General features: G+C 40.7%; 9 protein-coding genes. 5 read left to right on the top strand and 4 right to left on the bottom strand.

From position 1 onward, the window contains the following. Positions 1-1,015 (bottom strand): alpha-L-rhamnosidase-related protein (locus tag WDC_RS01885; protein WP_044010124.1); only part of this gene is annotated, 1,015 nt, incomplete at its 3' end. 33 nt (positions 1,016-1,048) lie between these two features. Further along, positions 1,049-2,326, bottom strand: coding sequence for an MFS transporter (locus WDC_RS01890; protein ID WP_044010125.1), 1,278 nt, complete (start codon positions 2,324-2,326; stop codon positions 1,049-1,051). Positions 2,327-2,481: 155 nt separating this feature from the next. Here WDC_RS01890 and WDC_RS01895 point away from each other — a divergent pair, with 155 nt between their 5' ends. After that, positions 2,482-3,492, top strand: a complete 1,011-nt coding sequence (locus tag WDC_RS01895) for an AraC family transcriptional regulator (RefSeq protein ID WP_044010126.1) — start codon at positions 2,482-2,484, stop codon at positions 3,490-3,492. 66 nt (positions 3,493-3,558) lie between these two features. Here the strand turns inward: WDC_RS01895 and helD are convergent, their stop codons facing one another. Then, positions 3,559-5,850 carry an RNA polymerase recycling motor HelD gene (helD, locus tag WDC_RS01900; protein ID WP_044010127.1) on the bottom strand — a complete coding sequence of 764 codons (2,292 nt, stop codon included), beginning with the start codon at positions 5,848-5,850 and terminating at the stop codon, positions 3,559-3,561. Positions 5,851-6,049: 199 nt separating this feature from the next. Here helD and WDC_RS01905 point away from each other — a divergent pair, with 199 nt between their 5' ends. The 4 genes from WDC_RS01905 (at position 6,050) to hflX (ending at position 10,697) form a co-directional block, all read left to right on the top strand. Continuing rightward, entirely contained in the window at positions 6,050-6,700 is a 651-nt protein-coding gene (locus tag WDC_RS01905; RefSeq protein ID WP_156126982.1) for a VTT domain-containing protein, read from the top strand. An 89-nt stretch (positions 6,701-6,789) separates the two neighbouring features. After that, on the top strand, positions 6,790-8,658 hold the full coding sequence (locus WDC_RS01910) for a cation:proton antiporter family protein (RefSeq protein WP_044010129.1): 1,869 nt from the start codon (positions 6,790-6,792) through the stop codon (positions 8,656-8,658). Positions 8,659-8,742: 84 nt separating this feature from the next. Next, the gene (locus WDC_RS01915) at positions 8,743-9,402 is read left to right on the top strand and encodes a histidine phosphatase family protein (RefSeq protein ID WP_044010130.1); all 660 of its coding nucleotides are present in this window, start codon (positions 8,743-8,745) and stop codon (positions 9,400-9,402) included. A gap of 20 nt (positions 9,403-9,422) precedes the next feature. Further along, positions 9,423-10,697 carry a GTPase HflX gene (hflX, locus tag WDC_RS01920; RefSeq protein ID WP_044010131.1) on the top strand — a complete coding sequence of 425 codons (1,275 nt, stop codon included), beginning with the start codon at positions 9,423-9,425 and terminating at the stop codon, positions 10,695-10,697. A 94-nt stretch (positions 10,698-10,791) separates the two neighbouring features. On the opposite strand, the gene WDC_RS01925 is transcribed toward hflX, so the two are convergent. Continuing rightward, complete coding sequence (locus WDC_RS01925; RefSeq protein ID WP_044010132.1) at positions 10,792-11,664, bottom strand: TSUP family transporter; 873 nt, start codon at positions 11,662-11,664, stop codon at positions 10,792-10,794. Positions 11,665-11,726 lie beyond the last annotated feature (62 nt).

Raw genomic sequence — 11,726 nt, forward strand, 5'->3', positions numbered from 1 at the left:
AGACAGGATAGGCATCATCAAGCACTAATTGTCCGTGTTCATCTACCTTTGCCAGCGCAACATCGATTTGTTTTTTGGCAACCGGATACATATCAGCCAAAACTTCCTGATCAAACTTGAATGCTTCAAAGTCTGACAAAATCGAAACAAAGAACAAACTATAATCAAATAAGAACGTATCATCTGGCGTATATTCAGGCTTGATGAATACATTAGCTGGCACCCGGCCATCATCAGTCGGCATAGCACCAAATAAATACAGACACCGTTTAACCAGATCAGTATTTTTAAACGTTTGATAATTGGCTAGGGCTTGCAACCGTAAGTCACCAATCCACAAACGACGGTCGCGTTTAGGACCGTCTTCGAAAACATCCTGCATGCAATCTTCCAGTGTTTTAAGTCCGACCTGGTAAATTCGTTTTAATTCAGGATCATCCAACTGTGGTTGCACTAATTTAGCACTATCAGCAGACGTTGTCGTTGTGACAGTTGGACTACTAAATACCGCTTGCCACTTGGGCGAAGTATCTTCGACAGTAATTTCAACGTACCGGAAACTGTAACGTCTTGGCAATTCCAACTTAGCAGGTAATACGTCCAAATGAACATACTCTTCTTGAATCCATGATTTACTCAGCCAGCCATCATAATCTTCACTCTTACGAGCTAGCTCAGTTGGCATCTCAGCAAATTTTAACTTAAGAAATAATGGTGCATCCATTGGTGAACCAACTGAATTTACATTGATACTGAACTGACCAACCTGATGGTCACCAAAATCTAAGATGACCTTGCCATCTCTTTTTAACTTCACTGTTTCTAATTCTGTGATATCGGCAATTTTTTTGGTGCCCACACCATCTAATAATGTATCGTTTGATTCAAGTTCAACAATCGCGTTAGCCTGAACCACATGTTGCTTAATTGTAGGGCGATAGCTGGTTGATTTGTCTAATAGTTTTTCGTTATGTTCAAATTTAACGTCATCATTAATTTGAAATGTAAATGCCATTTTTGTCTCTCACTTTCCCTAATATGCGTAAAACTAGTGTTGATTTAGACCGTGCTTTTTTTGCAACCGCATCATCACAATGCCAGAAATAAAGCCGATCGTTACCAAACCAGCAAAGCCATACATCGTCGTCCGAATAGCTGATGGAACAACTAATGATGGTGTGATAATGGCAAACAATCCACAGCAAATTCGTGAAAATCCATTGATAAATCCTTGAACGGATGCCCGAACTTCAACTGGAAATGACTCTTGTGTCCATACCTTATACATTGCTTCACCAGCGGTGTTATTACCAATGTTATAAAAACCAATGGCAAAGACAATTGGCCACAGTGCATGGCTGCTGATAGCAAGACCTAGCATGGCCAAAATTTGAACCAGTGAACCGAACACGAACATCTTATTACGATACTTGCCACCTGCAACCGAAGCAAAGGCAATCGTGGCAAATAATGAAATCAAATTCAGGATAACCCCAGCACCAGTAGCAAAGCTCTGACTAGCATGTGCTTGCACAAGTGTAAATGTTTGGAACTGACCAAACGTGTTGGCTAATAAGTTCCAGCAAACGTAGAAAATGATAATGGCAAAGAAAAAGCCCATGTATTTGCTGCGGTTTTCACCAAGAAAGACATTTTTAATTGAAACTTTTTCTTGAAGATGAGCTTCATTTTCATGGTCAATTCGGCGTTGTTCCCCTTCTTTATGGAACTCTCTAAATTTGCTTGAAAGTGAACGCCAAAGCCAAGTGATAATTGCAAAAGCGGCTAACATTGTGAAGACAACTCGCGCACCTGAAGCGCCTGCCATCTTTGAAACCACAAATGCACCAACATATGACATAAATACACCAATTTGCCAGAAAATTTGAGTCGATGATACCAAACTAGCGGAAGTACTCTCATCAGGTGCATCATGTGATACTACCGTCATACTAATTGGCAGATCAGCACCAGAGGCAAACCCAGTGATAATCACACCGACCAATAAAATTGCGTAACTGCCTGATAAAACACAAATAATAGCTCCAATTGCATAAATCAAATTAAGCCAGTTAAAAGCTCGAATAAGACCAACTGTTTTAGTGATTTGACCTGCAAGTAAAGACCCGAATGCAATTGCAAAAGTCAACGCACCTGAAATAATACCAACCTGTGTATTTGATAATCCTAATCCCGTTTGCCACACAGTAATTGTGGCCGATAATCCAACAATAATACCAGAACCCAAGATAGACCCAATCCCAGCAGCGACAGCCAGCGGCATATAACGTCTAACTTGTGACTGATTTACATCACCATTTTGCATAACTTGAAACCTCCTCTTAATAATAGGTACACTGTAATTGTAACCGCTTACTAAATGGTCAACAATATCTGCTCCACATGGATAGTATTGCAAAATCACAGGTAATTAATGTTATAATGATATGCAATTAGAACTTATTGGGAGGATCCTTTGTAATGGCAGCACGGTTGCGCGACATATTGTTCCAGTTAAATGATGTTGAACGAGAACAAAAGAAATACGGTGGTAATGTTAACTTTATGGAATTGGATTATATCAATCATCCGATCCCACAAATGCCGCGTTGGGATTTTTTTAAGGATGGCGATATCGCCGTTAATAAAAATAATCGCTTTTCCTATGTGCCTGCTCATACGCATAATTTTATTGAACTAAATTACATGTATTCAGGTTCATGCACCCAATACATCAATGACGAAAAAATAGTGCTCCACACCGGTGATCTAATTTTAATGGATAAAGACATCGTCCAGCGAATTGACTATACCGGTGAAAATGATGTGCTTGTCAATATTTTACTCAAAGATGACTCGATTATTAATCAACTATTTGACTATATTGAGGAATCCGCTAACATTGTGACCCAGTTTTTGTACAATGCGTCCAAAATAAATTCCATTCACAATAACTTCATTTTGTTTAATTTGACGAAAAACTTAGTCGGTACACGACTAATCGAGAGCTTAATTTTGAAGGGTGTCAGTCAAGATAAGCGCCGTAATCAATCGTTGAAATTGATTTTGTCTGCCTTGTTAATCGAACTGTCACAGTCAATTGAAAAAGAGGCCATCAATTTTGCGGATACCTCCAACGATGAATTCTTACCAATTGTGAAATATATCGATGAAAACTTTGCCACCATTTCACTGGAGAATGTCAGTCAAAAATTTGGTTATAACACCAACTATTTAGGCAATAAAATCAAAGAGACAACTGGCAAAACATTTAAAGAATTGATCGAACGTCGCCGACTGGCTGCGGCACAAAATCTAATGCTTAAAACGCACTGCAGCATGGATGAAATTTGTGAGGTGATCGGCTTTAAAAATAGTTCTTCGTTATTTCGACTATTTAAAAAGAGCCTGAATACAACTCCGGCTGCATATAAGAAAAAGGTCAGTCCTAAAAGTTACCCGTCAGAAAAGCGAACTGTATTTCCTAAATAGTTGGCATACAAAAAAGCACATCACAGGATGTGCTTTTTTAAACTACATTGTTAGTCTCATCTAATCTTAAACCAGTTCATACTCATCCTTCGGCACTTGCTCCAACAATGGTGTCATCGAGCCAACACCAATAATCGTCAATGCATGCATTGCCCGCGAGCAAACTGTGTAGAGTAACTGACGTTCATCTTCATGCGCGTATTTTTCGCGATTAGCGTCCCACACCACTACCGCATCAAATTCTAGTCCTTTGGCTAAAAATGATGGCACAATAATCGTTCCCGGAACCAATCGTTGGTTTTCGGTGCGAATTAATGTAGTTTTAACGCCTTGTTTCTGCAGCAATTGATATAACTGTTCACTATCAGCCAACGTTTTGCCAATAATTGCCGTTGTATCATGCTCGCTCTGGTACTTTTTCAAAGTTGTTGTTAACGTTGTGACGGCAGCATCCATATTGTTGCTAACAGTTACGCTTGGCAAGTCGCCAACTCGCTCAAAGGCTTCAATTGCCTCACCGTTTTTAAGTAAGTGCTTGGTGAAATCAGTGATCTGTTTGGTGGAACGATACGATTTGGTCAGCTGGACCACCTCGGTTTTATCAGGTTCAAACATGTTCCCTAGTTGATTTAATAGTTGCTTACTATTTTCCTTCGTGAAAATAGCTTGGTTTAGGTCTCCTAGCAAAGTAAAGCGTGCTTTTGGAAAACAAAATTGTAAGTAGGCGAGCTGATAGGCATCGTAATCTTGTACCTCGTCAACGAAGACAAACCGCATATCGCGTTCACCTTTTTTGCCAGTGATTAAATCGTACAAGTATAAATAAACAGTAACATCGTCGGCATCCAATCGCCGATCCTTCAGCTGTTGATAGGTTGTTTCAACCTGCTGCTCCCATTGCTGTGTGGTCAATCCATATTCCGCCAACTTAACCAAGTGCGGGGCCGCCTTCATAAAATTAATAAATTGAGCATTAATATTTAGCCAGCGATTATGATCAATTGCTTTTTTAATCGGACGAAACGCTTGAATTACAATTTGACGAGCCAAAAATTTGAATTCTTTGTCAGCGGAGTCAAATTCGCGCGGCTGATCACCGAATAAATCATCTAATTCTTGTTTACTCAATGATTGAACACGTTCTTCAACCCATTTGGCGCGCATTTCTGAACTCACCCGTCGATTTAGCATTTTCACTAATTCCTGTTTGGTCGCGTCTAAGCGATTGCCCAAATGATAATTGAGGTTAAATGAATAGTAGATTTCTTCAATTTTGGTGCGATCAAAAAACACCTCACCATTGAACATTAAGTTACGGAACCGCATATCAGCCTTTTCAAGATGACGGCTGTACCGTTTAGTTGCCTCAAAAAACTCCAGCCCCGTTTTTAATTTATCAATCTTTTTAGTAGTAGCATCTTGCTGTGCTTCAAATCGTTCTTGCAGTGTCTGGACCGTAATACTTGGCAATCTACGTTTAGCATATTGAAAATAAGTCATCTGAACCATATTTTGCTCGCCTAATTCGGGCAAGACTTGATTAATATAGTCGTTAAATAGTTGATTAGGAGAAAACAAAATAACTTGACCAGCATTTAGGTTACCACGATAGCGATAGAGTAACCACGCCACCCGTTGCAACACAGCGGCAGTTTTACCCGAGCCAGCAGCCCCTTGCACAAACAGCAAGTCGGCGCTGGTATTTCGAATAATTTTATTTTGTGATTGCTGAATAGTGGTAACGATGCTCTTCATTTTGGTGTCGGAATGAGTGCCTAGTGCCTCTAACAGCATTTGGTCACCCACGGTTTCATCCGTGTCAAAAATCGTGACAATCACACCATCTTTAATTTGAAATTGGCGTTTTAATTTGACATTAACCTGTTGCATCCCATCTGGCGTTTGATAACTGATATCACCCAAGCCACCATCGTAGTAGACACTAGAAATTGGTGCCCGCCAATCGTAAACCAAAAAATGGTCTGGTCGGTCAGTAAACGAAGCAAGCCCGATGTAGATTGTTTCGTCAGCTTTTTCGCCCTCTTCATGAAAATCAATCCGAGCAAAATATGGTGTTTTTTCAAGCCTTTGCAACGTCTGCAACTGCCGATTGGCATGTTGCCAACTATTTTCCCGTTCTGACAGCATTTGTTGCTGCTGGCGCACGGACATAGCCGTATCCATCATGCCTGAATAAGAATCGCTATTAACATGAATGTCAGCAAACTGCTCATTAATGTTTTTAACTTCTTTTTGGGCAGTGCTAGCATTTCCTTGGGCCTTTTTTTCGGCTGCGCGAACTTTGCCAATCACTTCGTCTAAATGTTGTTGTTCAAATGCTCGAATTGAATCTGCCAAATGTCTGCCTCCATCAAATTAGTCGATATTAATTGTACAATTATAGCATGTTATACAGATCGCTCCAACTATATTCCAATCCAATCATGAAGATTGTGCCAAAAAGGACTTAATAAAAGCTAAAAATTAGCCAAAAAACTAGTCTTTTTACGTTAAAGAACCTAAAATAGAGTTAGTAATCAGAATGGAGGTCAACCCATTGGATCAAATAATCTATGCATTAACTCATATTCAAGATTTGGTCTTGCCACTATTTAACTGGCTCGGTCCCTGGAGCTATGTGGTATTATTTGTCTTGATCTTCATGGAAACCGGGCTGGTGGTATTCCCGTGGCTACCAGGTGAATCATTAGTATTTGTCACCAGTGCACTAGCAGCAGTGGCTGGTTCCCACCTTAATATTTTTGCGTTAATTCTAGTTTTCTTCTCAGCCGCATTCATGGGCGACACAGTCAATTATCACATTGGTAATTTTTTGCTTCGTTGGCCATTTTTTCAACGCCATTTTGCCGGTCACAATTTGAAACGAGCTGAAATATTTTTCCAACGACACGGCATCAAAGCAGTTGTGTTTGGCCGCTTTGTGCCGCTCGTGCGGACGTTTGTCCCATTGGTGGCTGGCACCTCCAAATTTAAACAAAATCGATTTATGCTAGCTAATCTACTCGGTGTGGCACTATGGGTCACCGTTGGTAGTACTCTTGGCTATTTCTTCGGTACGATTCCATTTGTGCAAAGTCATCTATCTTTAATTATTCTCGGCATTGCGCTGGTTGCCATCGCTCCAGCAATGACTATTTGGCTATTTAAAGTAATTCGCCGTCACATTATTTCTCGCAATTTACTTTAACTGACATTCGAAATATTTAACTAATCGTCATCAGGTTTGTTATACTGATGGCGATTATTTTTTAAATGTGTTTAAAAAGGAGCTCACTTATGGCACAATTGTCGCTCGTAATTGTTTTATTTGCAGCTTTATTGATTCCCCTCATCATGGCTCGGTTCAAACTAACTGCTTTACCGACCGCCGTCATAGAAATTATCACTGGGATTGTTCTAGGTCAAAGCGGATTCAAACTAGTTACCGCCTCCACTTCACTAAATTTGCTGTCAGATATTGGTGTGATTGTGTTGTTATTTTTGAGTGGGATGGAAATTGATTTTTCCTTATTTCAACGCCAAAAAGCACCACGAAATCATTTTGAAAAAGAGGCTGCTCGTAACGCCAGCAAGACTAAATCTGCGGTCCAAATTGCTACTGAATCATATGTCACAATTCTGGTTTTATCATTTGGCTTGGCATTTTTATTTAGAATCACGGGGTTGTTTACAGATATTTGGCTCGCAACCATTTTATTTTCAACGATCAGTCTCGGCGTTGTCATTGCCACGTTGAAGGAACGCGAATTACTCAGCAAAGCCTATGGTCAAACCCTTCTATTAATTGCCGTGTTAGGTGAAGTCGTGCCAATGATGGCATTAACTGTCTATGCATCTGTTTTTGGCAGCAGTCAACATCCCCTGTGGCTTATTTCATTGGTCTTTATTGCTGCATTGATTTTGTTTAAACGATTTCGTTCATTTTTTAGTTTCTTTGAACGCATCAACAAATCAACCACACAACTAGACATTCGGTTGGCCTTCTTTTTAATCGTCACCTTAGTGACAATTGCTGAATCAGTCGGTGCCGAAAGCATCCTAGGCGCCTTCTTGGCCGGCATTGTGCTGAAATTACTTCAGCCACACGAAGACACCCGCGACAAACTTGATTCATTTGGTTACGGTCTACTCATTCCCATTTTCTTTATTATGAGTGGAGTCACATTAAACATTCCTAAACTACTGTCTGATCCCAAAACTGTGATTTTAATTCCGCTCTTTTTTATCGCTTATATTGTGGCCAAGTTGGCCGTAGCATTAATTTTAAAACAACGATTCAAACAGCAAAATGCATTTGCTGGCGGGGCATTGAACATGGCTACTATTACACTTGTTTTGGCAGTACTAAAAGTAGCTAACAACATGCACGTCATTACCAGCCAGCAATCAGGTGCTTTTATTTTGGCCGCAGTCATTACCTGCGTTATTGCACCATTACTATTTAATCACCTGTATACGGCTGAACCTGAAGATAAGCGCAAATTAACCGTTCATTTTATTGGCACCAACATTGCCACCATCCCCGTTGCTCAGCAATTAACTCAAAACAGCTATGACATTACGATGTACACAGATAAAGAAAAGAACTACCACGCATTTAACAGTGAAACACACGTTGAACTACTAGACAGTCTGACAACTGATGAAGTCGTCGCACAAAAGGTATTCAATACCGATATTCTAGTGTTGGGGCATTTTGACGCCATGAAAAATTATCGGTTAGCGCTAGCAGCAAAACAATTTGGTGTGCCACGTGTCATTGCTCGGTTTGAGGATCGTAACATTCTGAAAAACGAAGCCGAAGATGAACTAACATCTGCTGGTGTAGAGGTTTATAACACACCTGAAATCAATATCAGTTTACTACGGAGCTTGATCGAAGTGCCATCAACCTTTGAAATTCTTCAAAATACCCAAGCAGCAATTTACGAAGTGAATGTCAAAAATCGCCGTTACACCGGCACTTCAATTCGGAATTTACCTTTTATCTCAGCCATTACAATTAGCCAAATATACAGAAATGGCCGCTTCATTAAACCAACTGGTGACACTCTGATTCAACTCAACGATAAATTAATTTTTACTGGTAACAAAGAACAAGCACCTGCCATTCGAGAGGCTTTGGGGCGCCTCAATACTAACTAATGCGCGCTCATTTTAAACGCTAACTATGGTAAACTTAACAGTAGGATACTCATTATATGTTTCTTATAAAGGAGTTCAATTAAAATGGCTGTTAAAGTTTATTTTGTTCGTCATGGGCAAACTTACCTTAATCTATATAACCGCATCCAGGGATGGTCTGATGCACCACTAACCAAAAAAGGGCTCGAGGATGCCAAACGTGCTGCACAAGTGCTCAAACCAATTAAATTTGATGCCGCATTCAGTAGCGATTCCAGTCGTGCGGTGATCACAGCACGCACCATTTTAGCTGCTAACCCCTCCTCGTTAACCGAACCAATCACTGACCCAGACTTTCGCGAAGAGTTTTTTGGCTACTTCGAGGGTGCGGATGGCGCCCACACCTGGGATTTTTTGGGACGGCCACTTGGGCTAAACACCATCAGCGAAATGATCGCGGGTCTCTCCATGGAAAAAGTACGAGACATGATTCATGATGCCGATCCCTATGGCACTGCTGAAGACAACGTCACTTTCTGGCAACGACTAGATCGTGGTTTCGAGCGATTACGCCAACAACCGGATGAAACTAATGTTTTGGTAGCATCACACGGAACCGTTTTGCGCTCCATTATTAGTCGTTTTGCGCCTGAAATGGACTCCTCGGCATCCCCTAAAAATGGCAGTATCACCCGTTTAAGTCTCACTCCAACGGATACCAAAGTCGACTTTTTCAATCAATTAACATTACCATCAAATATTTAGCTAGCTGAAGGGAGCTTTATATGGAAACTACTCAAGCAACCCAACCTGTGATTATTGCAGGTTTAAATAATAATCAGGCCAACTTCGATTATTCAATGTCTGAACTTGGTAATCTGGTGGCTGCCAACCAAATGACAGTTGCAGAGACAATGATTCAAAACTTGGAACGACCAAACCCAGCCACTTATTTTGGTAAGGGAAAAGTTGAAGAACTGACCCAGTTAGCTGCCTCTTTGGCAGTCGATACTGTGGTCGTGAACGATGAGCTGACTCCTAGTCAGATTCGCAACCTAGAAGAACAGTCCAAGGTACGCATTATTGACCGTACTGCTTTAATTCTGGAAATTTTTGCTCAACGGGCACAAACTAAAGAAGCTAAACTCCAAGTTGAAATCGCACAATTACAATACCGTCTGCCACGATTGCGAACTAGCGTTAATCAACGACTAGACCAACAAACTGGGGCTGGTGGCGGTAGTTTTACCAACCGTGGTGCTGGTGAAACCAAGTTGGAAATGAATCGACGAACAATTAAGAATTCTATTTCACATTTACGTGCTGAACTAAACGAAATCGATAAGTCAGCGGTGACACGGCGGGCACAACGAGATAAAAATGATATTCCTAATGCTGCTTTAGTTGGTTACACCAATGCTGGCAAATCAACCATCATGAACGGCTTAATCAAATTATTTGGCATTGATGATGACAAACAGGTATTTGAAAAAGATATGTTGTTTGCCACCCTTGATACTAGTGTGCGGCAATTAACATTACCTGATAACAAACAGTTTTTGCTGAGTGATACAGTCGGCTTTGTTAGCCAACTGCCAACCCACCTAGTTGAAGCATTTAAATCAACTTTGGCCGAAGCAGCCCAGGCAGACTTGTTAATTCAAGTAATTGATTATTCGGACCCACATTATAAAGAAATGATGCAAACCACTGCAGACACACTGGCAGAAATTGGCATCAAAGATATTCCAACGATTAACGTGTTTAATAAAGCAGATAAACTGACAATCGAGTACCCCGCCCTCGAAGGCGATGACCAAATCGTCTTATCCGCACAAGATCCAAAGTCATTGCAAATGTTGGTTGATTTGATCCGACAACATCTGTTTAAAAACTTTGTCACTGCTGATCTTTTGATTCCATTTTCCAATGGTGATGTCGTTTCATTTTTGAATGATCAGGCTAACATTATTAAGACTGAATACTTAGCAAATGGCACTAAGTTAAAAGTTGAATTGTCTAAAGTTGATTTAGAACGATTCAAGCAATACGTAGTTTAGCAGCATTCTTTTTAAATAACTCAAAATAACCTAAGTTTAGTGGCAGAGGAAAATCACCTCCGACAGCAAACCTAGGTTATTTTAGATTATTAATTTATTTAGACTGAATGACAGAACTACGCCACAATTGATAGGCTGTCCAACAACTCACTGCTACAATTAACCAGCCTAACACTGCCAGCGGCAAACTTTTGACCACAGTAGCAGCGATTACTACCCCAATTATACCGCCAATGATGAACCCAAGCATGCCTCGCAAAGAATACCGTTTTGTGCGCATAAAGTTCAGGCTAACAGCCGGCATTAGCAAAGCACACGATAGCATCATAATGGGAAATGCAGCAATTGGCTTAAGGCCAAGAAAGTAAACCAGCACCATGCAAGGAGCATACAGGCCCACACCGGCCGCCATTAACATTCCCAAAATAAAATTGCCGCCTACACCGATTGCTAGTAGCCAGCCGGTCAAACCCATCGCATTGTTGTGGATGGCAATAATCGACACCCAGCCCATTTTATTAATCGCCATTAGGATCGAAGTCACGATTAGAGCAATTGCCATTATTCTTTGAATCATCGCCTGATCCAACCGAACAACAACCTCGCTGCCAATCACTGCGCCAACAATTGCTGCCAGAACCATTGCCACCAAGGTTGTAATATCCACTTTAACCACCGTCACAAAAAACAGGGCTTCAGTAATGGTCGGAATTGCGTGGGCGACATTCATTGTACCTGGTAAATTACGTTCGTCGTCTAAGTAATTCGTGACTTGAAACAAGGTTGTCGTAGTGACGAAGCTGCCCACACCCAATGTGTCGAGAAAATCAGCCACAAGTCCAATTCCGCCACCCAAAAAATTATCACGGATTACAAATGGTGCTTTGGCCTGCTGCAGTTGATAAATAATTAAGCCCAGCAAACCAACCAAACAAAAAATTAATAGACCAACAATCAAATTAATCATGTATTTACTCCAAAATTTTAGTTACCAAATAACAGTCTACAAAATTTTGCCAGAAAACACCA

The organism is Paucilactobacillus wasatchensis, from assembly GCF_000876205.1.
Lineage (GTDB): Bacteria > Bacillota > Bacilli > Lactobacillales > Lactobacillaceae > Paucilactobacillus > Paucilactobacillus wasatchensis.

Coding starts and splice junctions, on each gene's coding strand:
- WDC_RS01890 (WP_044010125.1), bottom strand. CDS start 2,326: ATGCAAAATGGTGATGTAAATCAGTCACAAGTTAGACGTTATATGCCG.
- WDC_RS01895 (WP_044010126.1), top strand. CDS start 2,482: ATGGCAGCACGGTTGCGCGACATATTGTTCCAGTTAAATGATGTTGAA.
- WDC_RS01910 (WP_044010129.1), top strand. CDS start 6,790: ATGGCACAATTGTCGCTCGTAATTGTTTTATTTGCAGCTTTATTGATT.
- WDC_RS01915 (WP_044010130.1), top strand. CDS start 8,743: ATGGCTGTTAAAGTTTATTTTGTTCGTCATGGGCAAACTTACCTTAAT.
- hflX (WP_044010131.1), top strand. CDS start 9,423: ATGGAAACTACTCAAGCAACCCAACCTGTGATTATTGCAGGTTTAAAT.
- WDC_RS01925 (WP_044010132.1), bottom strand. CDS start 11,664: ATGATTAATTTGATTGTTGGTCTATTAATTTTTTGTTTGGTTGGTTTG.